The 25,600-nt window shown below is 63.2% G+C and carries 28 protein-coding genes and 1 pseudogene; 20 read left to right on the top strand and 9 right to left on the bottom strand.

The window, feature by feature from the left end; genetic code table 11:
- Positions 1 to 181: 181 nt before the first annotated feature.
- On the top strand, positions 182 to 385 hold the full coding sequence (locus tag NKJ84_RS01080; RefSeq protein ID WP_023678480.1) for a YdcH family protein: 204 nt from the start codon (positions 182 to 184) through the stop codon (positions 383 to 385).
- Between the two features lie 53 nt (positions 386 to 438).
- On the opposite strand, the gene NKJ84_RS01075 is transcribed toward NKJ84_RS01080, so the two are convergent.
- Positions 439 to 1,242: an IclR family transcriptional regulator gene (locus NKJ84_RS01075; protein ID WP_352504995.1), complete on the bottom strand. Its 804-nt coding sequence runs from the start codon at positions 1,240 to 1,242 to the stop codon at positions 439 to 441.
- Between the two features lie 128 nt (positions 1,243 to 1,370).
- Here NKJ84_RS01075 and NKJ84_RS01070 point away from each other — a divergent pair, with 128 nt between their 5' ends.
- The 12 genes from NKJ84_RS01070 to NKJ84_RS01015 all read left to right on the top strand — a co-directional run bounded on the left by NKJ84_RS01070 (position 1,371) and on the right by NKJ84_RS01015 (position 10,728).
- Positions 1,371 to 2,252, top strand: coding sequence for a transporter substrate-binding protein (locus NKJ84_RS01070; protein WP_254816528.1), 882 nt, complete (start codon positions 1,371 to 1,373; stop codon positions 2,250 to 2,252).
- Between the two features lie 68 nt (positions 2,253 to 2,320).
- Positions 2,321 to 2,986, top strand: coding sequence for an amino acid ABC transporter permease (locus NKJ84_RS01065; RefSeq protein WP_352476157.1), 666 nt, complete (start codon positions 2,321 to 2,323; stop codon positions 2,984 to 2,986).
- Position 2,987: 1 nt separating this feature from the next.
- Positions 2,988 to 3,638 carry an amino acid ABC transporter permease gene (locus NKJ84_RS01060; protein ID WP_254816526.1) on the top strand — a complete coding sequence of 217 codons (651 nt, stop codon included), beginning with the start codon at positions 2,988 to 2,990 and terminating at the stop codon, positions 3,636 to 3,638.
- Positions 3,639 to 3,642: 4 nt separating this feature from the next.
- Positions 3,643 to 4,437 (top strand): amino acid ABC transporter ATP-binding protein, encoded by a 795-nt coding sequence (locus tag NKJ84_RS01055; RefSeq protein WP_254816525.1) that lies wholly within the window; start codon positions 3,643 to 3,645, stop codon positions 4,435 to 4,437.
- 34 nt (positions 4,438 to 4,471) lie between these two features.
- On the top strand, positions 4,472 to 4,930 hold the full coding sequence (locus NKJ84_RS01050) for a RidA family protein (protein ID WP_352504994.1): 459 nt from the start codon (positions 4,472 to 4,474) through the stop codon (positions 4,928 to 4,930).
- Positions 4,931 to 4,956: 26 nt separating this feature from the next.
- A complete protein-coding gene (locus NKJ84_RS01045) occupies positions 4,957 to 6,162 on the top strand; it encodes an aminotransferase class V-fold PLP-dependent enzyme (protein WP_352504993.1) in 1,206 nt (401 codons plus the stop codon).
- Positions 6,163 to 6,310: 148 nt separating this feature from the next.
- Positions 6,311 to 7,258: a metallophosphoesterase family protein gene (locus tag NKJ84_RS01040; protein ID WP_352504992.1), complete on the top strand. Its 948-nt coding sequence runs from the start codon at positions 6,311 to 6,313 to the stop codon at positions 7,256 to 7,258.
- A 116-nt stretch (positions 7,259 to 7,374) separates the two neighbouring features.
- The gene (locus NKJ84_RS01035) at positions 7,375 to 7,617 is read left to right on the top strand and encodes a cupredoxin domain-containing protein (protein WP_502904008.1); all 243 of its coding nucleotides are present in this window, start codon (positions 7,375 to 7,377) and stop codon (positions 7,615 to 7,617) included.
- 25 nt (positions 7,618 to 7,642) lie between these two features.
- Positions 7,643 to 8,203, top strand: coding sequence for a sigma-70 family RNA polymerase sigma factor (locus tag NKJ84_RS01030; protein WP_352504990.1), 561 nt, complete (start codon positions 7,643 to 7,645; stop codon positions 8,201 to 8,203).
- Positions 8,200 to 9,033 (top strand): anti-sigma factor family protein, encoded by an 834-nt coding sequence (locus NKJ84_RS01025; protein WP_352504989.1) that lies wholly within the window; start codon positions 8,200 to 8,202, stop codon positions 9,031 to 9,033. The genes NKJ84_RS01030 and NKJ84_RS01025 overlap by 4 nt, the downstream gene beginning before the upstream one ends.
- Before the next feature lie 124 nt (positions 9,034 to 9,157).
- Positions 9,158 to 9,655, top strand: coding sequence for a 5-(carboxyamino)imidazole ribonucleotide mutase (gene purE, locus NKJ84_RS01020; RefSeq protein WP_352504988.1), 498 nt, complete (start codon positions 9,158 to 9,160; stop codon positions 9,653 to 9,655).
- Positions 9,652 to 10,728: a 5-(carboxyamino)imidazole ribonucleotide synthase gene (locus tag NKJ84_RS01015; protein WP_352504987.1), complete on the top strand. Its 1,077-nt coding sequence runs from the start codon at positions 9,652 to 9,654 to the stop codon at positions 10,726 to 10,728. The genes purE and NKJ84_RS01015 overlap by 4 nt, the downstream gene beginning before the upstream one ends.
- Before the next feature lie 91 nt (positions 10,729 to 10,819).
- On the opposite strand, the gene NKJ84_RS01010 is transcribed toward NKJ84_RS01015, so the two are convergent.
- Positions 10,820 to 11,242, bottom strand: coding sequence for a lysozyme inhibitor LprI family protein (locus NKJ84_RS01010; protein ID WP_352504986.1), 423 nt, complete (start codon positions 11,240 to 11,242; stop codon positions 10,820 to 10,822).
- Between the two features lie 235 nt (positions 11,243 to 11,477).
- Between NKJ84_RS01010 and ykgO the strand changes: the two genes are divergently transcribed.
- Both ykgO and NKJ84_RS01000 read left to right on the top strand, forming a co-directional pair.
- Entirely contained in the window at positions 11,478 to 11,603 is a 126-nt protein-coding gene (gene ykgO / locus NKJ84_RS01005) for a type B 50S ribosomal protein L36 (RefSeq protein WP_006203764.1), read from the top strand.
- Positions 11,604 to 11,698: 95 nt separating this feature from the next.
- Entirely contained in the window at positions 11,699 to 12,298 is a 600-nt protein-coding gene (locus tag NKJ84_RS01000) for a tetratricopeptide repeat protein (RefSeq protein ID WP_352504985.1), read from the top strand.
- A gap of 118 nt (positions 12,299 to 12,416) precedes the next feature.
- Here NKJ84_RS01000 and NKJ84_RS00995 read toward each other — a convergent pair.
- From NKJ84_RS00995 to NKJ84_RS00985, 3 genes and pseudogenes are all read right to left on the bottom strand, one after another.
- A pseudogene (locus NKJ84_RS00995) lies at positions 12,417 to 13,435 on the bottom strand (NAD(P)H-dependent flavin oxidoreductase).
- A 270-nt stretch (positions 13,436 to 13,705) separates the two neighbouring features.
- On the bottom strand, positions 13,706 to 15,136 hold the full coding sequence (gene pyk / locus NKJ84_RS00990; protein WP_352504984.1) for a pyruvate kinase: 1,431 nt from the start codon (positions 15,134 to 15,136) through the stop codon (positions 13,706 to 13,708).
- On the bottom strand, positions 15,133 to 15,597 hold the full coding sequence (locus tag NKJ84_RS00985; protein ID WP_502894192.1) for a DUF1036 domain-containing protein: 465 nt from the start codon (positions 15,595 to 15,597) through the stop codon (positions 15,133 to 15,135). The genes pyk and NKJ84_RS00985 overlap by 4 nt, the downstream gene beginning before the upstream one ends.
- 267 nt (positions 15,598 to 15,864) lie before the next feature.
- Here NKJ84_RS00985 and NKJ84_RS00980 point away from each other — a divergent pair, with 267 nt between their 5' ends.
- The 4 genes from NKJ84_RS00980 (at position 15,865) to NKJ84_RS00965 (ending at position 18,797) form a co-directional block, all read left to right on the top strand.
- The gene (locus tag NKJ84_RS00980) at positions 15,865 to 16,662 is read left to right on the top strand and encodes an N-formylglutamate amidohydrolase (protein ID WP_254816514.1); all 798 of its coding nucleotides are present in this window, start codon (positions 15,865 to 15,867) and stop codon (positions 16,660 to 16,662) included.
- Between the two features lie 26 nt (positions 16,663 to 16,688).
- Complete coding sequence (locus NKJ84_RS00975; RefSeq protein WP_254816513.1) at positions 16,689 to 16,997, top strand: DUF1244 domain-containing protein; 309 nt, start codon at positions 16,689 to 16,691, stop codon at positions 16,995 to 16,997.
- A gap of 10 nt (positions 16,998 to 17,007) precedes the next feature.
- Positions 17,008 to 17,469, top strand: a complete 462-nt coding sequence (locus NKJ84_RS00970; RefSeq protein ID WP_352504983.1) for a cupin domain-containing protein — start codon at positions 17,008 to 17,010, stop codon at positions 17,467 to 17,469.
- A gap of 146 nt (positions 17,470 to 17,615) precedes the next feature.
- A complete protein-coding gene (locus NKJ84_RS00965) occupies positions 17,616 to 18,797 on the top strand; it encodes an MFS transporter (RefSeq protein WP_352476143.1) in 1,182 nt (393 codons plus the stop codon).
- Here NKJ84_RS00965 and NKJ84_RS00960 read toward each other — a convergent pair.
- On the bottom strand, positions 18,755 to 19,666 hold the full coding sequence (locus tag NKJ84_RS00960; RefSeq protein WP_352504982.1) for a LysR family transcriptional regulator: 912 nt from the start codon (positions 19,664 to 19,666) through the stop codon (positions 18,755 to 18,757). The two genes, NKJ84_RS00965 and NKJ84_RS00960, sit on opposite strands and share 43 nt — an antisense overlap.
- A 94-nt stretch (positions 19,667 to 19,760) precedes the next feature.
- Here NKJ84_RS00960 and NKJ84_RS00955 point away from each other — a divergent pair, with 94 nt between their 5' ends.
- Entirely contained in the window at positions 19,761 to 20,723 is a 963-nt protein-coding gene (locus tag NKJ84_RS00955; protein WP_352504981.1) for an SDR family oxidoreductase, read from the top strand.
- Between the two features lie 63 nt (positions 20,724 to 20,786).
- Here NKJ84_RS00955 and NKJ84_RS00950 read toward each other — a convergent pair whose 3' ends face one another.
- The 3 genes from NKJ84_RS00950 to NKJ84_RS00940 all read right to left on the bottom strand — a co-directional run bounded on the left by NKJ84_RS00950 (position 20,787) and on the right by NKJ84_RS00940 (position 25,434).
- The gene (locus NKJ84_RS00950) at positions 20,787 to 20,945 is read right to left on the bottom strand and encodes a DUF3309 family protein (protein WP_023678456.1); all 159 of its coding nucleotides are present in this window, start codon (positions 20,943 to 20,945) and stop codon (positions 20,787 to 20,789) included.
- Positions 20,946 to 21,043: 98 nt separating this feature from the next.
- The gene (locus tag NKJ84_RS00945; RefSeq protein ID WP_352504980.1) at positions 21,044 to 24,220 is read right to left on the bottom strand and encodes an efflux RND transporter permease subunit; all 3,177 of its coding nucleotides are present in this window, start codon (positions 24,218 to 24,220) and stop codon (positions 21,044 to 21,046) included.
- Between the two features lie 2 nt (positions 24,221 to 24,222).
- The gene (locus NKJ84_RS00940) at positions 24,223 to 25,434 is read right to left on the bottom strand and encodes an efflux RND transporter periplasmic adaptor subunit (RefSeq protein WP_352476139.1); all 1,212 of its coding nucleotides are present in this window, start codon (positions 25,432 to 25,434) and stop codon (positions 24,223 to 24,225) included.
- Positions 25,435 to 25,600 lie beyond the last annotated feature (166 nt).

Raw genomic sequence — 25,600 nt, 5'->3', positions numbered from 1 at the left:
GGCTCGCTTCTGTGACGGCATAATGACAGTGTGCCACCATCGAGCACCGATGTCGAATGCTGCGTGGTAGCATTCCACGACAATGTGAAATGTGGTATGGGCTGCGCGCCGGTGCAAGAAGGCCCCGGTCCCGCCCAATCAGGCCCAGTGTTTGGGCGCCGCAGACGTGCAGACGGTAAAAATGTCCGATCAGGAACAGGCTGATATCCGCCTCGAATATTCCCGGCTGAAGCAGGAACACGCCGATTTCGATGCGGCCATCAATGCGATGATCGCCATGAATTGCGACCCGCTGCAGATCCAGCGCATGAAGAAAAAGAAGCTTTTCCTGAAGGACAGGCTGATGGCGCTGGAAGACAAGATCATTCCAGACATTATTGCTTGAACGCCAGACATTATTGCTTGAACGAACGCCGGCGCCGGCCTGCTGGAAAAGCGCTATGCCGCGATCGAAAGCCGTGCGGCGCGCTCGCGCAACAACGCTATCAGATCGTCGGTCTTTTCGGTCGAGGTATCGATCGGAACCACCAGGCACATCGTCGCCTCGACCCTGCCCGGCGCTGAAAAAACCGGCGCGGCCAGGCATTTCGTATAGGCATCGACAAGGCCGGAGGTGACGCAGTAGCCGGCCGACTTGGCGACGGCGATGTCAGCTATGAAATCGTCGAGCCGCAACCTGCGGCCGTCCGGCAGCACGAGATCGTCTTCCGAGACCATATCCTCGATCGCCGCCCTGTCGAACCCGGCGAGGAGCAGCCGCCCGGAAGCTGTCCAGGGAAGCGGTATTTGCAGACCCGTCGCCGAACTGATCCTGAATGGCCTCGTTCCCGGGCTTGAATGGACGATGGTGTAGCGGCCGCTTTGCAGCATGCACAGCTCCGAGGTCTCGCCGGTCTCGCGCGACAGATGGTCGACTTCCTGGCGCCCTCGCCTGAGCAGGTCGTTGCCCCGCACATAGTCCATTCCGTAGAGATAAAGCTTCTTTCCGAAATAGACCCGATTGCCGTCTCCGGCCATCTCAAGCAGGCCTGCGTCGACCAGCGAGCGCACCAGCGTATAAGTCGTCGAACGCGGCGCGTTCACTCCTTTGGCAAGGTCGCCAACGCCGATCGCGCGCTGGGTCGTGTGGAGAAACTCCAAAATCTGGAGAACCCGGTTGAGACCCTTCTCCCGAGAGCCCGAGGTCTTGTCTTCGTCCAGTCCGGCGTCCGGTCGAGCGGCCAATGCATTGCCATCTTGCATTATCGATCCCTGATGTTAATCTGTCTTGTACAGAGTACAGGCGTCTCTTGTAAGAGACAATTACATCAGTTGCAACCGATGCCTGTATCGCTGGTCCAAAGGGGAACACAACACGAAAGGAGGTCGCCGTGAACGACACATCCAAAAGACGTGAATTTCTGAAACTGGGAATGGCCGGGCTTGCAACGGCCGGAGTGATGAGCGCCGCTACCGCGGTCGACGTTCAGAAAGCGGCGGCCCAGGCAGCGCCGGACAGCCTGCTACGCACCGTCCTCGAGCGCGGCAAGGTGATCGTCGGCACCGGCAGTACCAATGCGCCCTGGCATTTCGAGAACGACGCCGGCGAACTGGTGGGCATGGACATCACCATGGGTCGCATTCTCGCCAAGGGGCTTTTCGACGACCCGACCAAAGTCGAATTCGTCATGCAGGATCCGGCTCAGCGCATTCCGAACGTGACCACCAACAAGGTCGACATCACCATCCAGTTCATGACCATGACCGCCCAGCGCTCGCAGCTGATCCACTTCTCCAGGCCCTACTACGTCGAAGGCATCGCCTTGCTGACCCTTCCGAACGCCGAAAACAAGACCTTCGACAAGCTGCTTGCCGCCGGTTCGGCGACCCGGATTTCCATCCTGCAAAACGTTGATGCCGAGGCAAATGTGCATATCGTGCTGCCGGAGTCGCAGGTGATGCAGATAGACACGCAGGCCAACGTGCTGCAGGCCCTGGAATCCAAGCGCGTCGACGCTGCCGCGGTTGATCTGTCAACGGTCCGCTGGCTCGCCTCGCGCAATCCGGACAAATACTTCGATGCCGGCAAGAGCTGGTTCTCGATGCTTTATGGCGCCGCACTGCGGCAGGGCGACCTCGACTGGCTGACCTTCGTCAACCAGACCTTCACCATCGCCATGTTCGGCCATGAAACGGCACTCTACGACGCTGCGTTCAAGGATTATTTCGGACAGGAGCCGCCGGCCCGCCACCCCGGTTTCCCGGTCATCTGATGCAAGCAGGCGGAAGGACAAACGTCCTTCCGCCCCCCTCTCATCACAGCCCTCTATGACGGGGATGCATGGGTTATACCCTCAACTTCAACCTGATCTGGCGGCATTTCGACAAGCTCTGGGGCGGACTGCTGTTAAGCCTTGAACTGGCCGTCATCTCGATCGCGATCGGCATCGTCATCGGGCTCGTTCTGGCGGTCTGGTACGTATCGGCCGGACGTGCGGTGCGGACCATCATCGCGGCCTATGTCGAGTTCATCCGCAACGTGCCGCTGATCCTGCTCGTCTATCTGGTCTTCTACGGCCTGCCGACGGTGGTCGACATTGCCTACAGTGCGCAAACCTCATTCATTGCCACGCTATCGCTCTACAGCGGCGCCTACCTGGTCGAGGTGTTTCGCTCGGGGCTCGAGGCGGTGCCGCGCGGACAGCTCGACGCCGGCAAGGCAATCGGCCTGACGCCATGGCAAAGGCTGCTCCACGTGCGCCTGCCGACGATGCTGCGCATAACCCTGCCGGCGCTTTCCAACACATTCATATCGCTCTTCAAGGACACGTCCGTGGCATCGGTCATCTCGGTACCCGAGCTCACCTACGGCGCCCAGTGGATCAACTTCAACACGTTCCGCATTGTCGAGGTCTATCTGGTGGTGACGGCGATGTACCTGTTGACCGGCTATGCACTGCTTTTCGCGTTGCGGCTGGTCGAGCGCCGGTTCAAGGCGGCGCGCTGAGATGCTGAGCCAGATCATTTACGCCTTGCCGTTCCTCGCCGAAGGCTTTGCCGTGACCTTGTGGGTGTCGCTGCTGGTCGTGGTGCTATCGCTCATCGCCGGCGTGCTGATGGGCGTCGGCCTTGTCTACGGTCCGGCTCCGCTGCGCTGGGCAGTGCGCATCTTCAGCGACACCATACGCGGCATTCCGATCCTGGTGCTGATCTTCTTCGTCTATTACGGCCTGCCCGCGGTGGGGCTGCATCTGGAATCCTTTTGGGCGGCCGTACTCGCCCTCACCCTGTTCAAGACCGCACAGGTGGTCGAATATCTGAGGGGCGCCGTCGGCTCGATTCCCAAGGGTCAGTCCGAGGCGGCGATGGCGATCGGACTGACCTTTCGCCAGCGGCTGGCCTACGTCATTTTTCCGCAGGCGTTCAGACGCTTCCTGCCACCCTGGATAAATGGCGTGACCGACGCGGTGAAGGGCAGCGCGCTGGTCTCGCTGCTCGGCATCACCGACCTGATGCAGGCAATCAACCAGGTCATCGGCCGCACCTATGAGGCGATGCCGCTCTACATTCTCGGTGCGCTCGTCTACTTCGCCGTCAACTACGCCCTCTCCTTGGCCAGCCGGCGGCTGGAGCAGCGTTTCTCATTCATCCGGGAATAGCAAGATGTCCAATGCCCCGCACCAGAATCCGGCACTTCTCGATGTCTCCGAGGTTTCCAAAGCCTTTGGATCCGTCGAGGTCCTGCGCTCCGTCAGTCTCAAGGTGACACGCGGCGAGGTGGTGACTGTCATCGGCCCTTCCGGCAGCGGCAAGACCACGCTGCTGCGCTGCGTCAACTTCCTGGAGAGCTACGACAGCGGCTCGATCCGTATCGATGGCAAGGAGGTCGGCTATCGCGAGACGGGAACACGCCAGCGACGCAGCGAGCGCGACCTGGCGGCGATGCGAGCCGAGACCGGAATGGTGTTCCAGAGCTTCAATCTGTTTCCGCATTTGACTGCCGCCGGCAACATCATGCTTGGCCTGCGCAAGGTGCGCGGCAAGAGCAATGCCGAGGCCCGCACCATTGCCGAGCACTGGCTCGGCCGGGTCGGCCTCGCCCACAAGGCCGATAGCCTGCCGGCCGAGTTGTCCGGCGGCCAGCAGCAGCGCGTCGGCATCGCCCGCGCCGTGGCGATGGAGCCGAAGATACTGCTTCTCGACGAGATAACTTCGGCGCTCGACCCCGAACTGGTTGGCGAGGTGCTCGAGGTCGTTCGCAGCCTTGCCGAAGACGGCATGACGATGCTGATGGTCACGCATGAAATGGCTTTTGCACGCGATGCATCGAGCCGCATCGTTTTCATGGCGGACGGCGGCGTCAGCGCCGTCGGACCACCCGCCGAGATTCTGGCGGCGGGGTTCGACAATGAACGCCTTCGCAGCTTCCTGGCGCGATTTCGCGCCTCGCATTTTTGACATCGGACGGCGAAAGCTGTCGCAAGGAGCTTTTATGACGCCTTACATCCGGCTCGCGGAATTGGGCCTGACACTGCCCGAGCCGCCGAAGCCCATCGCCAACTTCGTCACCTATGCCGAGAGCGGACGGCTGATCTTCCTCTCCGGCCAGGGGCCGTTGCGCGCCGACGGCGCGCTCTGCACCGGCAAGGTCGGCGACGACGTCAGCGTTGAAGAGGCCTATGGGCATGCGCGTCTGACCGGCCTAAACCTGCTCGCGGTCATGCATGCGGCGGCCGGCGACCTCGGCCGCATCGTGCGCGTCGTCAAGCTGCTTGGCTTTGTCAATGCGACGCCGACATTCAGCGAGCACCCCAAGGTGGTGAATGGCTGTTCCGATCTTTTCGCCGCCGTCTTTGATAAGATCGGCGGACATGCCCGCTCGGCAATCGGTGTCGGCTCGCTGCCGGGCAACATCACAGTTGAAATCGAGGCGGTCGTCGAGATCGCCTGAAATCGTTCGAAACAGGATCTGCAGAGATGACGACCTATGCCGCTGACCGTTCCAACACGACAATCCGCGAACGGCTTGGCCTTCGCCCGATCATCAACGTTTCCGGTACGATGACGGCGCTCGGCGCTTCGATTATCGTGCCAGAAGCGATTGCCGCAATGTCGGAAATCGCCTCGCAATGGGTCGAGATGGACGATCTGCAGCGCGCCGCAAGTACTGTGATTGCACGCCTGACCGGCGGCGAGGCCGGCTTCATCACCGCGTGCTGCGCCAGCGGCATAACCATGGCGATTGCCGGCGCGATGACCGGAACCAGCCTTCTTGCGATCGAGCGGCTGCCGGACGACATTGAGGGCGTCAAGTCGGAGGTCATCGTCCAGCTCGGTCACATCGTCAATTACGGCGCGCCGATCGACCAGTCGATCCGGTTGGCCGGGGCGAAGACAATACCCGCCGGCACGGTCAGCGTGACGCAGGATTATCATGTGCGCGACGCGATCCGCGACCGCACCGCAGCCGGCCTCTACGTAGTTGCGCACCACACGGTGCAATACGGCATGCTTTCGCTCGAGGAGTTCTGCGAGATCTGCCACGCCAAGGGCGTGCCGGTGATCGTCGACGCCGCCTCCGAATACGACCTGCGCGGCTTTCTCGCACGCGGCGCCGACATCGTCGTCTATAGCGGGCACAAGTTCCTCAGCGGACCGACAAGCGGCATCGTGACGGGGCGCAAGGATCTGGTGCGGGCCGCCTATCTCCAGAACCGCGGCGTTGCGCGCGCCATGAAGGTGGGCAAGGAGAGCATTGCCGGCACCATGGCGGCCCTGGAAGCCTGGGAGCGGCGCGACCATGCCGGCATCCGTCAGCGGGAGGAAGCCGCCCTGCATCTGTGGAAAGACGCATTGGATGGGCTACCTGGTATCGCCGCGCATATCATTCCCGATCCGACCGCCAATCCGCTCGACCGCCTGCAGGTGTTTGTTACGCCTGAAAGCAGGTTCACCGCCGCCGGCCTTGCCTCGGCTCTGGCGGCGGGCTCGCCCCCGATCATCGTGCGCAACCACGAGGTCGAGCGCGGTCACTTCTTCCTCGATCCATGCAATCTTCATCCCGGCGAGGCGGAGATCGTCGCCGAAAGCCTGCGGGCGGTGCTGAGTGCTGCCGATCGGCCCGCGGATGCGATGAAACCCGCTCGCAAGCAGTCCGCCGGGGCCTTGCGCTGGCCGGACTAGACATCGCCATACTTCCAGTGCCGGCTTGGCATCGGGCCATTGCGCCATCACGGCACTGTGAATGACTTTTTGGTCGTCGGGCGGAATAAACCACCCCGCCCATTGGTCTCCCAAGCAGACGCCATTTCCGGCGTTGCAGGAGACCGGTATGACCCACCACCACGACAATGAAGCTGACGGCATCAGCCGCCGTCATGCACTGGAATGCATGATCTGGGCCGGCACGGGAGTGCTGTGGACGATTTCGGCCGGCGTGCCGGTTTCGCTCAGCCTGCTCGGCGCGGCGCAAGCCGCAGAGGCCTTGGCCACCGGCTTCACTTTCCTCCAGATCTCCGACAGCCACATCGGCTTCGACAAGGCTGCCAACCCGCACGCCATCGACACGCTGAAGGAGGCCATCGGCAAGATCCAGGCGTTGCCGCAAAAGCCCGCTTTCATGATCCACACCGGCGACATCACCCATTTGTCGAAAGTCGCGCAGTTCGACAACGCTGCCCAGATCATCGGCGGCGCAGGCTTCGACGTACATTATGTGCCCGGTGAGCACGACCTGATCGACGACGGCAATGGCCAGGCCTATCTCGACCGCTACGGCAAGGGCACCAAGGGCGCCGGCTGGTATTCGTTCGACCAGAACGGCGTCCATTTCATCGGGCTGGTCAACGTCGTCAACCTGAAGGCTGGCGGGCTGGGCAATCTCGGCGCCGACCAGTTGGCATGGTTGGCCGATGATCTGAAGGCGGTCACCGCCTCGACGCCAATCGTCGTCTTTGCCCACATCCCGCTATGGGCTGTTTATCCCGAATGGGGCTGGGGCACCGACGACGCGGCGCAGGCCTTGGCCCTGCTCAAGCGCTTCGGCTCTGTCACCGTACTCAACGGCCATATCCACCAGATCATGCAGAAGGTCGAAGGAAACGTGACCTTTCATACCGCGCGCTCGACCGCTTTCCCGCAACCGGCGCCGGGCACCGCAGCCTCACCCGGGCCGATGACGGTACCTGCCGGCCAGTTGCGCAGCCTGCTCGGCACAAGCAGCGTCACAGTCAAGCAAGGCGGGCAGGACCTCGCCATCATCGACAGCACGCTGGCCTGAGGGGAAATGCGATGATCCGCTTCCCATCCCGCGTCTTGGTCGTATCCGCTGTCACGTTTGGTTTGGCGGCGATCCTGATAATGGTTGCCATGCCACTGAACGCAGCAGACCAGCCAATGGTCAAGATCGAGAACTTTGCCTTCACACCGGCGGTGCTGACGATAAAGCAGGGCACTACCGTGACCTTCGAGAATGACGACGACATCCCGCATCTGGTGGTCGCCAACGATGTCTCGTTTCGCTCCAAGGCGCTTGACACCGGTGACACATATGCCTTCACCTTCACCAAAGTGGGCGACTATGCCTATTTCTGCGGGCTTCACCCGCACATGCAGGGCAGGATCACCGTCGCTCCGTGAGGATTTTCGGAAGGTTCTGCCCGGGATGCCGGGCGATGCGACGGTGTTGAACCAAGAGGCCGCGACCGAGCGCTTTCGCGAGGTGGTTCTGCCCCATCTCGCGGATGCGCTTGCGCTTGCCCGCTGGCTGACGGGCAACGCAGCCGATGCGGAGGATGTGGTGCAGGAGGCCTGTTTGAAGGCGCATGCGGGCATCGCCGGCTATGCCGGCGGCAATGCGCGCGCCTGGCTGCTGGCGATCGTGCGCAACGCCTCTTACTCCTGGCTGGCGCGCAACCGGCCGCGCAGTATCGTCGCCGTCGGCGACCTGAGCGACCTCGATGACATGACGGCTGCATATGGCGCCGGCCTGCCGGATACGGACAATCCTGAGGCAAGCCTGATCGCCAAGGCCGACACGGCCTCACTCGAGGCGGCGATCGCCGCGCTGCCGCACCAATTTCGCGAGACTGTGGTGCTGCGCGACGTCAACGGCCTCAGCTATCGCGAGATCGCGACGCTGCTTGGCGTGCCGCTAGGCACGGTGATGTCGCGGCTGGCGAGGGCGCGCGGTCTGCTTATATCCCAACTTGGGAGGGCGCTATGAGCGCGCACAACGATGGACTGCCCGATGACCCGGCGGGCGTGGCGCTGATGATCCATGCCTTGGTCGATGGCGAGCTCGACGCAGCAGCAGCATTGGCTGTCGAGCGACGCATCGCGGCCGACCCGGCGCTCGCCGCCGAGCATGCCCGCATCGTTGCGCTGCAGACGGTCGTCAGCGGGCTGCCGAGGCTCGATGTCCGTGAGGATTTCAAGGCTCGCATCGCTGCAATCGGGACAGCCGGTATGGAGAAAGTGCTGCCGGCGCCGGCGCCCGCCGCTCGAGTGCTGCCAGCGCACAGGGCGATGCACCGATTTGGCGCGTTCGACTGGCGCGCGCTGGCGGCGTCGATCGTCGTTACCGCCGTGCTGGCCAGCGGCGCGACGCAATGGATGATGCTGAGCAGGGCGCCCGACAGCTTTGCCGCCGCGGTCGCCAACGGCCACCGCCGCAGCCTGCTGGCAGCCAGCCCCGTGGACGTCGTCTCGTCGGACCGGCACACGGTCAAACCCTGGCTGGATGGCAGGGTCGGCCTGTCACCACCGGCACCTGATCTTGCCAGTGACGGCTTCGCGCTGCTCGGCGGCCGCGTCGAGGTGATCGCCGACCAGCCAGTGCCGGCACTGGTCTACAGGCACCGCGAGCACCTGATCACTCTCGTCGCCGCGCCCGAGGAAACCGGCTCGACAGCCGGACCGGTCGATCTTTCTGCTGGTGGCTTCTCGCTGGTCCACTGGAGCGACAGCGCCTTTTCCTACTGGGCGATTTCCGATACCGAACGGCCCGAACTTGACGACTTCGTCAACCGCTTCCGAGCAGCGGCCGCCCGATGACAGACCGCCCAAGTCCATGTGCGTAGCCACGCAGACGGCACAAGCGGCTTTGCCGTTTCCGGCCATCCTTGCGGCTCCCCTCGATTTCCGCTAATGCGCGCCTTTGCCGCCGGAGAGCAGAAGCTTGGACGATCACCGCGCCGACGTCGCCATCATCATGGGCAGCCAGTCCGACTGGGCGACGATGCGCCACGCCGCCGAAACGCTTGAGGCGCTTGGCATTTCGCACAAGCGGCTGATTGTCTCGGCCCACCGCACGCCCGACCGGCTCTATGAGTTCGCCAAGGGCGCCAAGGCGGCCGGCTACAAGGTGATCATCGCCGGTGCCGGGGGTGCGGCGCATCTGCCCGGCATGACGGCGGCGATGACGCCGCTGCCGGTGCTCGGCGTGCCGGTGGAATCAAAGACGCTGTCGGGCCAGGATTCGCTGCTATCAATCGTGCAGATGCCGGCCGGCATTCCGGTCGGCACTTTGGCCATCGGCAAGGCCGGCGCTGCCAACGCTGCCCTTCTCGCCGCCGCGGTGCTGGCGCTGAGCGACGAAAAGCTCGCCGCCCGGCTGGATAGCTGGCGCGCCGCGCAGACCGCCAAGGTGGCCGCCGAGCCCACGGACGCGCCGTGAGCCTGCCGGCGGGATCGAGCATCGGCATCATCGGCGGCGGCCAGCTCGGCCGCATGCTGGCGATGGCCGCGGCCCGCCTCGGCTATCGCATCGTCGTGCTGGAGCCGCAGCCGGATTGCCCGGCGGCACAGGTCGCCAACCGGCAGATCGTCGCCGCCTACGACGACGCGGCCGCGCTTGGCGAGCTGGCTGCGGCCAGTGCCGTCGTTACTTATGAATTCGAGAACGTTCCGGTCGCGGCTGCCGCGGCACTTGCCTCTACGGTGCCGGTCTATCCGCCGGCACGCGCACTGGAAGTGGCGCAGGACCGGCTGGCGGAAAAGAAATTCCTCAACGGTATCGGCATACCGACCGCGGATTTCAGTCCCGTCGACAATGACGAGGAACTGACGGCTGCGCTGAAACAGTTCAACGGCAGCGGCATATTGAAGACGCGCCGCATGGGCTATGACGGCAAGGGCCAGCGTGTCTTCCGCAACATGGAAACAGGCGGCTTTGCCGGCACTTGCGAGGCGATGGGCAACGTGCCGTTGATCCTGGAATCCTTCGTCACCATCGAGCGCGAGATTTCGGTGATCGCCGCGCGCGGCAGCGACGGCTCGCTCGCCGCCTACGATCCAGCGTGGAATGTCCATCGCAACGGTATTCTGCACAGCTCGACGCTGCCGGCCGGAGTAAAATCCGAGACGGCTGCTGCGGCTCAAACGGCGGCGGCAGAGATCCTTGCAGCGCTCGACTATGTCGGCGTCATCGGCGTCGAATTCTTTGTCCTTGCCGACGGTTCGCTGTTGGTCAACGAGATAGCGCCGCGCGTCCACAATTCCGGCCACTGGACGGAGGCCGCCTGCACCATCTCGCAATTCGAGCAGCACATCCGCGCCGTCGCCGGCCTGCCGCTGGGAAATCCCGCCCGGCAGTTCGACTGCGTCATGGAAAACCTGATCGGCGACGACATCCGGCGCGTTGCTGAGCTGCTCGCCGAGCCCGATCTGATGCTGCACCTCTATGGCAAGGCCGAGGCGCGGCCCGGCCGCAAGATGGGCCATTTTACGCGCGTGAGCCGCCGCAGCTAGAGCATGATGCCGAACCGAAGGTCCGCGCTAGCGAAAAGTGGAATCCGGTTTCGGAAAAGATCATGCTCAAACACAAAGTTAGAACCTACGCTTACTGGATGTCGCCGCTCTCGTCCTCGTCGGGGCTGGCGCAGCTCACATCGCCTTCTGCGCAGGTCGAATCGGCGGTGAGCTGCTTGGTGCGATCGTCGGTCAGCCGCGTCAGGCATTCCGATATCAGCATCGGATAGATCGAGCCGCCTTCGCTGTCCGCGGCAGAATAGCTGCATTCCGCGTCGCGAAAAGCGATCCAGGCGCGCTGCGCCGTCTGCAACAGCTTCCTGGCTTTTGCGTCACTTCCGCCGATGAGATCCTGGTAGGCCTTGTTGAGCTTGGCGTCGGCGGATTTGTAGTCCGCGTCGGCGCAGATGTTCATCATCTGCTGGCTGTCGTCGTTACGGTCGCATTCCTGCGCGTGGGCAACAGAGCCTGCCGCGAGGACGACAAGACAGGCGGACACAAGAATTCGGCGCATGACGATCTCCAATTCGCAATCGCATCATTCCAGCCGTCGCAAGCCTGCGCAATGCCGCAAGGCGCCAGTGGCGGATATTTGATGATACGAAACGGTCCGTATCGTTTAGGCAACGCGCTTGCGGTTGACACGGGCAACGCTCCTCGTCTATGAGCCACGCACAGTTCAAAGGCGCGTCTGTGGGCGCGCCTTAATAATTCGGCCCGTGACCGGGCCCAGACCGACGGGCAAGACCATGAAAATCAAGAATTCGCTCAAGGCGTTGAAGGCGCGTCACCGCGACAACCAGCTGGTTCGTCGCAAGGGCCGCATCTACATCATCAACAAGACCGCGCCGCGCTACAAGGCGCGCCAGGGTTGAGTTTTCGACGGAGGCTGCGCGCCTCCGTTCGCATGATACGACACTCACGCTAAATTTCAGTTTGACGATCCGGCGTCGGGGGCTAGATTCCCGCGATGCGGATTCTTTTTGCATTTTTCACGGCTTTCCTCGTGTCCGGCGCTGTCTCGCTGCCGGCGTGGGCTGAAGATCCGACCACAACTCCGCCGACAGCGCCTCCGGTCGTCAAGACGAAACAGGCGCGGCTCGATCAGCTGTTTGCCGATCTCAAGCGCGAACGCAATGAAAAGGCGGCCGAGCGCATCGCCGGACGGATCGGCACCGAGTGGTCCCAGTCGGGCAGCGCCTCTATCGACCTGATGATGCAATGGTCGCAGAAGGCGATCGAAAACCAGAAATTCGATGTCGCGCTCGACTTCCTCGATCAGGTGGTGACTTTGCAGCCGACCTATGCGGAAGGCTGGAACCGGCGCGCCACTGTTCATTTCATGATGAAGAACTACGGGAAATCGATGGCGGACATCGACCGCACCCTGCAGCTCGAACCACGCCATTTCGGCGCGCTTTCGGGCCTGGCTCAGATCATGGCCGAAACCGGCCACAAGCAGTCGGCACTCGAGGCCTGGCAGCGCGTTCTCGGCATCTACCCGATGATGCGCAGCGCCCAGGACCAGGTCGCCGCACTTTCCGAGGAGCTTGCCGGCGAAGGCATTTGAAGCCAGTAGGGCAATAGGGGAGTAAGGCAGTATGTAAGTGGTGTAGATTGCACTGCGGAACGCATGCCCCCTACTCCCCTACTCCCCTACTCCCCTACTCCCCTACTCCCCTACTCCCCTACTCCCCTACTCCCCTATAGGCCCGATCTACGCCGCTTGCTTCCGTGACGAGTTTCTCCACAAGCGCGGCGGCCGGCATCTGCCGCAGCTTCGCAACGCCCTGCCCGGCCCAAATGGGCAAGAAGTCAGCCCGCTTGCTTTCATCCTTCGCCATCGAAAGCGGCATGACCAGACTCGCCTGTAGCGGAAACGCCAGCGCAGCATCTTCCTCACCAGCCATTTCCATCACAAACCGGTTGCGCACCACGCGCGCTGGGCGGCCAGTGAAGCAGCGAGTCACCGACGTGCTCTCGTCGTTGGCCGAGCGCAATGCTGCGCGATAGACTGGCTGCACATTGGCTCAGGACAGGCCAGGAAAGCCGTGCCGATCTGCACACCAGATGCACCAAGTGCAAAGCTGGCGGCAATGCCGCGACCGTCGAAGATACCGCCGGCGGCAATTACAGGCACCCGCACGGCATCGACAATCTGCGGTACGAAGGCCATGGTGCCGGCTGTGCCGATAGCAGGGTCGCCAGTGAATGTGCCGCGATGCCCACCGGCCTCGTATCCCTGGGCGATAATGGCGTCCACCCCTCCTGCCTCAAGCTGGCGCGCTTCCGAGACGGTGGTAGCCGAACACAAGACAGTACAGCCGGCCGCTTTCAACTGCTGCACAATTGCGGTGTCGGGTAGGCCGAAGTGGAAGCTGACCACCTTCGGGCGCAGCTCGAGCACAATTTCGAGACGCTCACGATCGAAGGTGGGGAAGGGCTCGCCCGGCTCGGGCACCGGTCCGAGGCCGACCTCCTCATAGCAGCCGCGAAGGCGGTCGCGCATAGTTTGTGCAGCCGCATCATCGCGTGCCGGCGCCGGGTGCGCAAAGAAGTTGACGTTGACCGGACGATTGGTGGCGTGCTGTGTCGCCGTGAGCTGCTCGCGGATAGCCGCAGCAGGCAGAATACCGCATCCGAGCGAGCCTAGTGCCCCGGCATTGCTGACCGCCGCCGCGAGTTCCGGTGTGGTGACGCCGCTCATCGGCGCCTGGATTATCGGGTGCTCAATGCCGAGGAGTTCCAGAAGATCAGTGCGCATCCACATTGGATCACCCTCCTCTTTCTCCCAGGAGAGATTAGCTTAACTGACTTCCAGCTCAAGTCGAACAGGACCTTCGAACCGCCCGCTGCAGGCCGATGCAAGCTGGCGGAGTTCGGCGTCGATCCTAACCCGACTGCCGTCGATGCGCCGGGCTGGCGCCGTGTTTACGACGCGCCATGCAGCCGGCCGATCCGCCAGCCGCCGCCGGCATTAGCGTCCGACTTCCGATCCGACATAGGCGATGCGCAGCATGTTGGTCGAACCGGGCGTCCTGAGCGGAACGCCGGCCGTGATGATGACGCGGTCGCCGGGCTTGCCGAAACCTTCGTCGAAGGCGATGCGGCAGGCGCGATCGACCATATCGTCGAGGTCGATGGCATCGGGAGAAACGACGCAATGCGTGCCCCACAACAGCGACAGCCGCCGCGCCGTGTTGAGGATCGGCGACAATGCGACGATCGGCACTTGCGGCCGCTCACGCGCGGCGCGCAGGCCGGTTGTACCCGAGGCCGTGTAGGTGATGATGGCCGACAGCTTCAGCGTCTCGGCGATCTCGCGGGCAGCAAGCGAAATGGCGTCGGCGCCGGTCGCTTCCGGTTCCGAGCGCTGCGCGTTGATGATGCCGGCGTAGGTCGGGTCGGTTTCGACCTTGGTGGCGATCCGGTTCATCATCGCCACCGCTTCGACCGGGTAGGCGCCGGCGGCGGACTCCGCCGAAAGCATGATCGCGTCGGCGCCTTCAAACACGGCGATCGAGACGTCCGAGACTTCGGCGCGGGTCGGCACCGGCGCGGTGATCATCGATTCCAGCATCTGCGTGGCAACCACCACAGGCTTGCCGGCGCGGCGGGCGGCGCGGGTGATCTGCTTCTGAATGCCGGGCACGGCTTCGAGCGGCATCTCGACGCCGAGATCGCCGCGGGCGACCATCAGCGCATCCGAAAGCTCGATGATCTCGGCCAGCCGGGCGACGGCCTGCGGCTTTTCGATCTTGGCCATGATCAGCGCCCGGCCGCGCGCGATCTTGCGCGCTTCGGCCAGGTCCTCGGGCCGCTGCACGAAGGACAGCGCCACCCAGTCGACGCCGGTCGCCAGAACTGCGTCGAGATCCCGGCGGTCCTTTTCCGTCAGCGCGCCGACCGGCAGGTCGGTGTCGGGCAGGCTGACGCCCTTCTTGTCGGAAATGGTGGTGCCGGCGACGACGGTGCAGACGATCGCCTGGCCGTTGCTGCTGACCGCCTTGAGCTCGAGCTTGCCGTCGTCGATCAGCAGGCGATGACCGGCCTCGACCGAACGCAGGATTTCGGGATGCGGCAGGTAGACCCTCTTCGAATTGCCGGGCTCGGGATTGTCGTCGAGCGTGAAGGTCTGGCCGACGGTCAGCACTTCTTTGCCGTTGGCGAACTTACCGACGCGCAGCTTTGGCCCTTGCAGGTCGGCGAGAACGCCGATCGGCCGGCCGACCGCCTCCTCGACGGCACGAATGCGGCCGACAAGCGTCCGCATCAATTCATGGTCGGTGTGGCTCATATTGATCCGGAACACGTCGGCGCCGGCTTCGAACAGCTTCTTCAGCATCTCCTCGGACGAGGAGGCCGGACCGATGGTGGCGAGGATCTTGACCTTGCGGCTGCGTCTCATTGACTGTTTGTTCCCGGGGCGGCTGCAGCGCCATCCGTTGCGGGCTCGTCAGTCAGCTGGACCATCCAGCTTGCCTGCTCGCCCGTGTCATATTCCTGAAATCCGGCGCGCTGAAAGCCCCGGGCGACGCAGTCGGTAACGCCGGCGATCTTGAACTCTTTTTCGGCCACGCACATGTTGATCGGGCCATCCCAGCGTCCGCCGCGCTCGGCGTCTTCTGCATAAAGATAGTAAAACCTTGATGACAACGGTCCCTCGATCAGCGTCTTGCAGCTCGATCCTTCGATGTGCCACCAGCCTTCGGTGATCCAGCCGGCCTTGGCCCGATAGCCGATGCCGACGCCTACCAGGTTCTGCGTGGCGTTGCAGACCCGGAAATCGGCCCGTGCCGGCGAGGCCGTGATCACCGCGAAAAGGCCCATTGCCGGTATCAGGAGCGGCATGGCCAAGGCATGGCGCACACGCAGCCTGCCGGCGAAACCCATCCTGAAACCCCTCAAGAACCACATTTGCATCTCTCAACGCCCCTTTTCGGAAAAGTCCGTACGCATGTCAACGCGCCGATCTGTCCAATTCCAATCGATTTAGAAGGCTCCGGCGCGCTTGCGGTCGCCCCCGCTCAGTTTTTTGCAGAAACCGTGGCTAAACAACGGCATTGCGCAAGCGTTCTCTTCGTGGAATGACGATACCACCCTCCCAGGAAGCCCACGAACAGACCTTTCCCGCCGATGACCCGATCCACAGTTTTCGCGCCTTTCGACATCGTCGAAGGCGACCGCAAGCGCGGCATGGTGCTTTTGGCCGATCACGCTCGCCGCGACCTGCCGGAGGAATATGGCAGCCTTGGCCTGCCAGCGGCGGAGTTCGACCGCCACATCGCCTACGACATCGGCGTCGAGACTGTAACCCGCGAACTCGCAAGTCTGCTCGGCGTTCCGGCGGTGCTTGCCAATTTTTCACGGCTGCTGATCGATCCCAATCGCGGCGAGGACGATCCAACGCTGATTCGCCAGCTCTATGACGGCACCATCATCCCGGGAAATTATCCCATGGCGCCGGAGGAACGCGAAAGACGTCTGGACCGTTTTTACCGCCCCTATCATGATGCCGTCGGCGCCATGATCGCCTCGGTGGCGCAAGCGTCCGCGCAGGCACCTTTCATCTTTTCGGTGCATTCCTTCACGCCGACCATGCAGGGCTTCGTGCGGCCGTGGCACGTCGGCATATTATGGGATCTCGACGATCGCGTTGCGCGGCCGCTGATCGACATGCTCGCCAAGGACAAGAGCCTCATCGTCGGCGACAACGAACCCTATGACGGCGCACTGCGCGGCGATACCATGTTCAGGCACGCCATCGTCAACGGATTTGCCCATGCGCTGCTCGAGATCCGCCAGGACCTGATCGCCGACCTTAAGGGTGCCCTCGACTGGGCCGAACGGCTGGCGCCGATCGTTGACGCGATCGATCGACGTGCCGATATACATGCGGTGAAAATATTCGGCTCGCGCACCGGACCGGTGTGACGGAAGGCCCAAGGGACGCCAAAGACATGACCGAACTCAGCGACGAACAAAAGCGCGATTTCGAAGCCGCTGCCTTCCGCCGGCTGGTTGCGCATCTGCGCGAGCGTTCCGACGTGCAGAACATCGACCTGATGAACCTCGCCGGCTTCTGCCGCAACTGCCTGTCCAACTGGTACCGCGATGCGGCGCAGGCCGAGGGTGTCGAACTCAGCAAGGAACAGTCGCGCGAGATCATCTACGGCATGCCCTATGCCGAGTGGCAGGCACTGAACCAGATCGAAGCCTCCGATGCCAAGAAGGCCGAGTTCGAGGCAAGGCGCCCCAGGGATCACTAGGGAGGACGCCGTGCCTAAGATTGACGTTGCCGACGTGCCCGGACGCAAGGGCTCATCCTATCCACCGCCGTTCGATGCACCCTATGCCGAACGCGTGCGGCAGCGGCTGGGCAACGCAGGCGGGCTCACCGACTTCGGTATCAATCTCATGCGCCTGCCGCCGGGCAACTGGTCGAGCCAGCGCCACTGGCATTCGCACGAAGACGAATTCGTCTACGTGCTTGAAGGCGAGCTGACGCTCGTCGAAGATGCCGGTGAGACGGTGCTGCGCGCCGGTGACTGCGCGGCCTTTCCGAAAGGATCAGGCAACGGCCATCACATGATCAACAAATCGGGCGCGATGGCGATTTATCTCGAAGTCGGTTCGCGCTGGCCCGACGACGTCGCCACCTGCTCCGACATCGACATGATGAGCACCAACGCCGACGGCCGGTTTGTGCACAAGGATGGCGCGCCTTATCCCCAGCCGTAAGGATTTCGGAGTGGACCGCCGAGATGGTTGGCCGACGCGAGAGGACGTAGCGTCTGGTCCAAGCACTTTCGGCAAAGAGCGCTTGACTGTGAATTGAATCGATCTAATTTGCCGCGCGAAGCCATTTCCGGACCGGATTCTACCCGATGGACGCGCAGAAAATGACGCAGACCGCGATTCGTGGACGCTGGGCAGTGGCCGGCATCTTCCTCGCCAATGGCTTCCTGACCGGGAGCTGGGCGCCGCAGATCCCGGTGTTCCTCACCCGGCTGGACATCAGCAAATTCACGCTCGGCCTGTTGATTCTGTTGTTCGGGGCCGGGGCCGTAACCGCCATGACCTGGTGCGGCCATCTGATCTCGAAGCATGGCTCGCGCACGGTGCTGCGCTGGTTCGGACTTGCCGGCAGCTTCGGCCTGTTGGTCGTGGCTCTGGCCCCCAACGTGCCCTTGGCGGCAATCGCCATGTTCATCTTCGGCGGTTCGATCGGCGGCATGGACGTCGCCATGAATGCCAACGCAGTGGCAGTCGAACGGCGGCTGTCCCGTGCCATCATGTCGTCCTCGCACGGCTTCTGGAGCCTTGGCGGTTTCGCTGGCGGCGCCTTGGGCGGTTTCGCCATCCAGAACTACGGTCACCTCGCCCATGCGACGGTGGTGACGGCTCTTGCCTTTGCCGTCATCGCCGTAGCGATCCGCTACCTGATCGCCGAGGACAAGCACCCAGTCGCCGAGCACCACAAATTCGCGCTGCCGGCAAACCCGCTGGTTTATCTGGTTGGGCTGATGGCGCTGCTGACGATGATCTCCGAAGGTGCGGTGCTCGACTGGGCGGCGCTGTATCTCAGGCAGGAGCTCGGTGCCGATCTTGCCATCGCAGGCCTGGCCTACGCCGCCTTTTCCGGTGTCATGGCCGTCATGCGCTTCCTTGGTGATGGCGTCCGCAACCGTTTCGGTGCCGTTACGACGTTGCGCGCCTCGGCTCTTGCCGCTGCTGCCGGCATGCTGGTGGCCGGGCTGGCTCCCTCGCCCTGGCTCGCCATTGCCGCCTTCGCCTTTTGCGGTCTCGGCATTGCCAACATGGTGCCGATCATCTTTTCGGCCGGCGGCAACCAGGAGGGCATGGCGTCCGGCACCGGCATGAGCGTCGTCACCACAATGGGTTACTCAGGCATTCTGGTGGCGCCGTCGGCGATCGGCTTCATCGCCGAACACTCGAGCTTCGGCCCGATCTTCGTCGCTCTTTCCGGGCTGCTGATCGTCGTGCTGTTGATGGCCGGGCTCGCTCACCGCGCTGAATTCGCAGCCGAGGCAGCACCGGCTGAATAGCGCTTGAACTCTTCGTAGAGGAAATCCGCGACGCGGCGGATGCGGACGCTTGTACGCACGTCGCGGTGCATGGCCAGCCACACCGGCAGCGTCGGCAGCGGGAGACCCGGCAGCACTGTCTCGACCAGCGGATCACGGTCGGCGAGCGGCTCCTGGCCAAAGCCGATGCCGTTTCCCGCCCGCACCGCTTCCCACAGCACGATCTGATTATCGGTCCTGAAGCGGAAGGCATTGCGGGCAAGCGGGACGCCGAACTGGGCAAAGCCGCGAATGATCTCATCGCTGCGGTCGAAGCCGACCAGATCATGGCCGGCGAGATCGCGCGCCTCGCGCGGACGGCCACGCCGGTCGAGATAGGATTTTGCCGCGCAGGCGCGGAGCGGAATGTCGGTCACCTTGCGCGCGACCAGTTCATTCTGCGCCGGCTTGACCATGCGAATGGCGATATCGGCATCGCGACGCAGCAGATTCTCGACCTGGTTCGAGGCGACGATCTCGACCTCGATGCCCGGCTCCTCGAAACCAAGCCTCGCGGTGATTTCTGGCAGCACATAGGCCGCCACCACTTCGCTGGCGGCAATGCGCACCGTACCCTCTATCGCCTCGACCGATCCCAGCGCCAGCAGCGAAAAGGCACTTGCCTGCTCGCTCACCGCGCGACCCTGTTCAAAGAGCGTGCTGCCTGCTTCCGTGAGCGCATAGCCACGCCGCCCACGCCGGAACAGGGTGACGCCGAGCGCCTGTTCCAGCTCGGCGATGTGGCGGCCGAGCGTCGGCTGGCTTGCGGCAAGTTTTCGCGCGGCGGCAGACAGGCTGCCGGTCTCCGCCACCGTGACGAAACTCTTGATCAGGTTCCAATCGATATCCATTCAAAATTGAATATCAGATCACCAGCTTTAGTCAATTTTCATTCGCTTGCGAAGAGACCACAACAGGCTCGCAACACAAACACGGAGACGAACAATGACCAAGATCGCAATTCTCGGCGCCAACGGCCGGCTCGGCCGTGCGGTGGCCAAGGCCTTCCTCGATGCCGGCTACGGTGTCCGCGCCGTCACCCGCGGCGGCAAGGTGCCGGCCGAGCTCAAAGGCGCCGCCGCAATCGCCGGCGACGCGCTCGACCGCAACGCGCTGATCCGCGCCACCGAAGGCGTCGACATTATCTTCAACGGCCTCAACCCGCTCTACACCGACTGGGGCAAGTGTCTGCCGATGGCGGAGAACGTCATGGCTGCCTGCCGGGCGAACGGCGCACTGCATCTCTTCCCGGGCACCGTCTACAATTACGGCTCGCCGATGCCGGCGGTGATCGCCGAAGACGCGCCGTTTCGCCCAACGACGGAAAAGGGCCGCATCCGCGTCGCCATGGAAGATCTGTTTCGCCGCGAGGCCGACGCGGGTCGGGTGCGCACGATCCTGCTGCGCGCCGGTGATTTCTTCGGCGGCACCGGCAGCGGATCGTGGTTCGATCTGGTTGTCGCCGCCAAGATGACCAAGGGTATCTATACGGCACCGGGACCGGTCGATCTCGTGCATGAATGGGCCTATCTGCCCGACCTGGCCAAGGCCTTCGTCGGGCTGGCTGACAATCTCGACAAGCTCGGCTCATACGAGGCGCTGAATTTTCCCGGCCATGCTGTGACCGACCTCCAGATCAAGGCAGCCGCGGAGAAGGCGCTCGGACGCGCGCTGAAGCTGACGAAGATGCCGTGGTGGGTGCTGCGCGCCGGCAGCCCGTTCGTGGCGATGTGGCGCGAGATCGTTTCGATGTGCTATCTCCGCTTCGAGCCGCACCGGCTGGCTTCAGCCCGGCTGGAAGGCATTATCAGTACGATCCCGCACACGCCGCTGGAAGATGCAGTATCGGAAGCGCTTGAGGATATCGGCATCGCCACAACCAAGCCGGTGCAGCAAGCTGCCCAATAAGGAAGTTGAAAAAGACGGATGGTCTGACGGTCATCCGCCGCTTGTCCGGACCAATGATTGCGCTCAGATCCGGCCCATCAACAGCAGCACCAGGACAACGATCAGGATGACGCCGACGATGCCGGATGGGCCGTAACCCCAGGACCGAGAATGCGGCCACGCCGGAACCGCGCCGATCAGGATAAGAATAAGAATAATGATGAGAATGGTGCTGATCGTCATCAGAAAATCCTCGCTTTGAGGTTGCAATGACGAAACAATGCAGAAGGCCGCCCATTGTTCCCGGGCGGCCTTTGCTTGATCAGGGCAGCAATCGGACTCTATTCGGCGGCCTTCGGGAAGGCGATCGCCGGCTCGGCGCCCAGATCGGCCCCCAGGCCTTCCGAGGAGATCTCGGCCTTGCGACGCCCCAACAGGCGACTGAACCAGCCACGGCGCGCACCGGGTTTGACCTTGGCGCGCGTGAACACCATCAGCATCGACGGCGTTACCACCAGCGTCAGCACGGTGGCGAAGGACAGCCCGAAGACGATCGCCGAGGACAGCGAAATCCACCATTGCGTCGACGGCGCGTTGATCGTCGTCTCGTGGTGGAAGATTTCGAGGCCGAGGCCGAAAGCGATCGGCAGCACGCCAAGAATCGCCGACACTGCCGTCAGCACCACCGGGCGGGCACGTTCGCGGCAGGTCTGCAGAACGGCTTCGTATTTGTCCCAGCCCTCTTCGCGCAACCGGTCATAGGTGTCGATCAGCACGATGTTGTTGTTCACCACCACGCCGGCCAGCGCGATGACACCAATGCCCGACATGACGATGCCGAATGCCTCTCCCGTCAGCAGCAGCCCGAGGAACACGCCGATCGTCGCCATGACCACGCAGGACAGCACCAACCAGACGCTGGTGAACTTGTTGAACTGCGCCAGAAGCACGATGAAGATCAGGAAGATCGCCGCACCGAAGGCTTTGCTGAGGAAGGCCCCGGCCTCCGCACTGTCCTCATTCGAACCGGCAAGCTTCCAGCGAATGCCGCTGCCGAGGTTCATGTCGGCGACAGCTTTGGTGACCTCCTGCTGGACGGCAGCCACCTGGCCGCCGGCTGCGACGTTGGCCTGGACGACCACCGTTCGCGCACCGTCGATGCGGTTGAGGATACCGACCGTCGGCTCCGGCTTGCGCACGACGAAGTTCGAGATCGGCACCGAGCCTTGCGCGGTCTGCACCCTGAGTTCGTCGAGCGTCGACAGCGTGCGCCGATCCTCGGGCAGGCGCAGCCTGATGTCCACCGCATCGTCGGCGCCGGCGGGCCGGTACTCGCTGAGCTTCAGCCCGTTGGTCACCAATTGCACGACCGTCCCGACCGCGGTCGGACTGATGCCGTACTGCGCCGCCTTGGCGCGATCGACCTCGAGCGCCCAGTCGACCCCGGGCGGCGCCAGACCATCGGAAATATCGATGACGCCGGGCACCTTGGCAATGCGCGCGGCGACGGCGCGGGCCTTGTCGTCAAGGCCCTTCGGATCGACGGCCGAAAGCCTGATCTGGATCGGCTTGCCGGTGGGCGGGCCGGCTTCCGGCACGCGAACCTCGACGTCGACACCGGGAATGCCGGCCATCACGCCGCGCAGTTCGTCCAGGATTGAGTTCGCCGATTTGCGCTCGCGCCAGTCGACGAATTCGTACTGGATCACGCCGACCACGTCTTCCGGAACGTCCTGGCCGCCGCCCTGCGTCTTGCCTACACGCGTATAGACGGACTTCACGCCCGGCCAACCGAGCAGCCGATTTTCCGCCGTCTTGGTGGCCGCGTCCATTTCGGCAAGCGAAAGATTGCCGCGGGCGTGGACATAGAGCAGGCCGTAGTCAGGCTCGACATTCGGGAAGAATTCGACGCCGGCGCCGAATTTCGAATAGGCGTAGCCGACGCCGAACAACAGCGCCACAGTAAGGACAAGCACGGTGATGGGATAGTGCACCGCCTGCTTGACCACGGCCATGTACCAGCCGTCGCGATTGTCGTCGGGGTGATGGGCCGGCGCCTTGGCAAATATCGCGCCCAGCGTCGGTGCGAAGACCAGCGCATAGAGCATCGAGGCCGAGAGCGTCACGATCAGCGTGATCGGCATATATTTCATGAAGTCGCCGATGATTCCCGGCCAGAACAACAGCGGCGAGAAGGCGGCAATGCGCGTCATCGTCGCCGCGATGACCGGGCCGGCCATGCGCTTGGCGGCAAGCGCGAACGCCTCTTGCTTCGGCATGCCCTCGCTCATGCGACGCTCGGCGAATTCGGTGACGATAATGGCGTCGTCGACCAGCATGCCGACCGCCAGGATCAGGCTGAACAGCACGATCATGTTGATCGTGTAGCCCATCATTGCCAGCAACAGGATACCGATCAGGAAGGATGAGGGGATGGCCAGTCCGATCAGCAGCGAGGCACGGCCGGACAGCGCGTAGAGGATAACGATGAACACCAGGATGACGGCGATCATCACGTGGTTCTGCAGGTCGCCGAGCAACTGGTTCACGAAAACGGACTTGTCTTGCGTGTAGGTGACGTGCATGCCCTCCGGCATCGTCTTGATGAAGGCGTCGGACACCTCCCTGACCTTGCCAATCGTATCGATCAGGTTGGAGCCGATGCGCTTCTTCACCTCGATGGCAATCGCCGGCTTGCCGTCGAGGCGGGTAACCGTCTCGGCGTCCTTGAAGGTCGAGCGGATGGTGGCGATATCCTTGGCCTGCACCACGGCATTGGGGCCGGCGACGACCGGAAGCGCCGCCACATCCTCTGGCGTCTCGATAAGCGACGGCACCTTGACTGCGTATTTGCCCTCGGACCCTTCGATATTGCCGGCGGCGACAAGACTGTTGGAAGCGCCGACCGCACCGATCAACTGGTCGAGCTGCAGCCCGTAGGAAGACAGCTTCATCGGATCGATGACCACTTCGACGAGGTCGTCGCGCGCACCCTGCAGCGAGCCCTCGAGCACACCAGGCACTTCCTCGATGCGGTCGCGCAACTCGCGCGCCGCCGCCGTCAGCACGCGCTCGGGCACCTCGCCCGACAGCGTCACGACCAGGACGGGGAACTCGGAGATGTTGACCTCTGAGACCACGGGCTCCTCGGCCGCTTGCGGCAGGTCGGCCTTGCCGTCCTGCACCTTGCTGCGCGTGTCCTGCAGCGCGGTGGCGAGATCCGTCTGTGGCTGGAATTCGACCAGCACATAGCCGCCGCCCTGGAAGGCGGCCGAGCGCATCTCCTTGAGGCCCTTCAGGCTCTTCAGCTTGGCTTCCATCGGCCGCAGCAAGAGGCGCTCGGAATCTTCCGGCGAGATGCCTTGGTAGATCAGGCTGATATACATCATCGGAATCGGAACGTCCGGTTCCGCTTCCTTCGGCGTCGACTGGTAAGCGACCGCACCGGCAAGGATGAGAAAGACCAGGACCGATATGGTCAGCCGGGCATTGCTGATTGCAAGTTTGACGATGTCCATGATTACTGCGTCCCGGTCGTCGCTTCGCCCAACAGCTTTTGGATGGTCGCCTGGTCCGCTTCGACCGGCTTGACCACTTCGCCTTCCTTCACCAGCTCCTGGCCGGCGACGATGATGCGGGCGTCGGCCGGAATGCCGCCAAGCACCAGGCCGGTCGGCGTGTCGTCGACCAGGTCGATCGGGAAGAACACGACCTTGTCGTCCTTGTCGACGGCGCGGATGCCGAGGTCGCCCTTGTCGCCGAGCGTCACCACCGAGCGCGGCAGCATGACGGCGTCGGTCGGCTGGGCGCTGAGCGCGATTTCGGCCGTCATGCCGGCCGGTACGGAACCATCTGCATTCGGGATGGCGACTTCGACCCGGAAGGTACGGGTTGCCGATGATGCATCCCGGCTGATGTAGCGCACGATGCCCTCGACGTTCTGGCCGCTGACCAGACGCACATTCGCCTTGTCACCGATCTTCAGATAGCCGAGATCGCGTTCGCTGACCTCGCCGCGCGCAATCACCGGGTCGAGGCTGAGAATAGTAGCCACCTCGCCGCCCTGCATCACGGAACTGCCAAGCTCCACCGGCACCCGGTCGATAACGCCGTCGAAGGGCGCCTTCACCTCATTGCGGTCGAGTTCGGCTTGCGCTGCGTCCAGTTGCGACTTGGCCAGCGTCAGGTTGGAGCGGGCTGTATCGAGCTGCAACTTGGGCAGATTGCCGGTTTTCATCAGCCGCAGGGCAGCAGCCAGCTCTGCCTCCCGCTGCACGACAAGCTGCTTGGCATTGTCGACCGCCGAGATTTTTTCCTCGGCGGCAAGCATCAGGATCAGGTCGCCGGTCTTGACGTGCTGACCCTGCTTGACCGGCAGCTTGTCGATAACGCCGGCGACGCGTGTCGCCAGGACGGCGCGCTTGTCGGCTTCGGTCAGTCCGGAAATGCGGATAGCGCGTGCATAGGTGCGCCGCGGCGGGGTTATGACCGCGACCGTGCGTAACGGCGCCTTGGGCTGTTCCGCCTCGGCAGTCCCCGGCTTGGCAGCCCCCTGTTCGCCAGTTTGGGGCTTGCCTGCGTCGGCTGTCTTGGGCTGCTCGACCTCTCCTGCCTTGGGCTTGTTGTCGGCGGACGCGCTGCCGACGGACGAGAACTCGCCTGTCGCCATCCAGCCGGCGAAACCGATGAGCACAACAATGGCAGCAAGCTTGTGAAACCTGAATTTCGGCATCGTTATTTTTCCAGTGCGCGGGGTTCGGCCAAGCCGCATCTTCTACTTGGGGCGCGTCGCCGATATGGGTGCGCGCGAGGCCGTATTCAAATTGCCGTGATCGGCGAAGCGCGCTTCTACCTCAAAGTTGCGGCGCAATATAGTCAGAAAAGTTGATGGATTGTTG

Source organism: Mesorhizobium sp. M0048 (genome assembly GCF_040323405.1).
Taxonomy (GTDB): domain Bacteria; phylum Pseudomonadota; class Alphaproteobacteria; order Rhizobiales; family Rhizobiaceae; genus Mesorhizobium.
The sequence above is the reverse complement of the archived record's forward strand: the minus strand, read 5'-3'. Positions and strand labels throughout refer to the sequence as shown.

Coding starts and splice junctions, on each gene's coding strand:
- NKJ84_RS01080 (WP_023678480.1), top strand. CDS start 182: ATGTCCGATCAGGAACAGGCTGATATCCGCCTCGAATATTCCCGGCTG.
- NKJ84_RS01075 (WP_352504995.1), bottom strand. CDS start 1,242: ATGCAAGATGGCAATGCATTGGCCGCTCGACCGGACGCCGGACTGGAC.
- NKJ84_RS01065 (WP_352476157.1), top strand. CDS start 2,321: ATGGGTTATACCCTCAACTTCAACCTGATCTGGCGGCATTTCGACAAG.
- NKJ84_RS01060 (WP_254816526.1), top strand. CDS start 2,988: ATGCTGAGCCAGATCATTTACGCCTTGCCGTTCCTCGCCGAAGGCTTT.
- NKJ84_RS01055 (WP_254816525.1), top strand. CDS start 3,643: ATGTCCAATGCCCCGCACCAGAATCCGGCACTTCTCGATGTCTCCGAG.
- NKJ84_RS01050 (WP_352504994.1), top strand. CDS start 4,472: ATGACGCCTTACATCCGGCTCGCGGAATTGGGCCTGACACTGCCCGAG.
- NKJ84_RS01045 (WP_352504993.1), top strand. CDS start 4,957: ATGACGACCTATGCCGCTGACCGTTCCAACACGACAATCCGCGAACGG.
- NKJ84_RS01040 (WP_352504992.1), top strand. CDS start 6,311: ATGACCCACCACCACGACAATGAAGCTGACGGCATCAGCCGCCGTCAT.
- NKJ84_RS01035 (WP_502904008.1), top strand. CDS start 7,375: ATGGTCAAGATCGAGAACTTTGCCTTCACACCGGCGGTGCTGACGATA.
- NKJ84_RS01030 (WP_352504990.1), top strand. CDS start 7,643: ATGCCGGGCGATGCGACGGTGTTGAACCAAGAGGCCGCGACCGAGCGC.
- NKJ84_RS01025 (WP_352504989.1), top strand. CDS start 8,200: ATGAGCGCGCACAACGATGGACTGCCCGATGACCCGGCGGGCGTGGCG.
- NKJ84_RS01010 (WP_352504986.1), bottom strand. CDS start 11,242: ATGCGCCGAATTCTTGTGTCCGCCTGTCTTGTCGTCCTCGCGGCAGGC.
- ykgO (WP_006203764.1), top strand. CDS start 11,478: ATGAAAATCAAGAATTCGCTCAAGGCGTTGAAGGCGCGTCACCGCGAC.
- NKJ84_RS01000 (WP_352504985.1), top strand. CDS start 11,699: ATGCGGATTCTTTTTGCATTTTTCACGGCTTTCCTCGTGTCCGGCGCT.
- pyk (WP_352504984.1), bottom strand. CDS start 15,136: ATGAGACGCAGCCGCAAGGTCAAGATCCTCGCCACCATCGGTCCGGCC.
- NKJ84_RS00980 (WP_254816514.1), top strand. CDS start 15,865: ATGACCCGATCCACAGTTTTCGCGCCTTTCGACATCGTCGAAGGCGAC.
- NKJ84_RS00975 (WP_254816513.1), top strand. CDS start 16,689: ATGACCGAACTCAGCGACGAACAAAAGCGCGATTTCGAAGCCGCTGCC.
- NKJ84_RS00965 (WP_352476143.1), top strand. CDS start 17,616: ATGGACGCGCAGAAAATGACGCAGACCGCGATTCGTGGACGCTGGGCA.
- NKJ84_RS00960 (WP_352504982.1), bottom strand. CDS start 19,666: ATGGATATCGATTGGAACCTGATCAAGAGTTTCGTCACGGTGGCGGAG.
- NKJ84_RS00955 (WP_352504981.1), top strand. CDS start 19,761: ATGACCAAGATCGCAATTCTCGGCGCCAACGGCCGGCTCGGCCGTGCG.
- NKJ84_RS00950 (WP_023678456.1), bottom strand. CDS start 20,945: ATGACGATCAGCACCATTCTCATCATTATTCTTATTCTTATCCTGATC.
- NKJ84_RS00945 (WP_352504980.1), bottom strand. CDS start 24,220: ATGGACATCGTCAAACTTGCAATCAGCAATGCCCGGCTGACCATATCG.
- NKJ84_RS00940 (WP_352476139.1), bottom strand. CDS start 25,434: ATGCCGAAATTCAGGTTTCACAAGCTTGCTGCCATTGTTGTGCTCATC.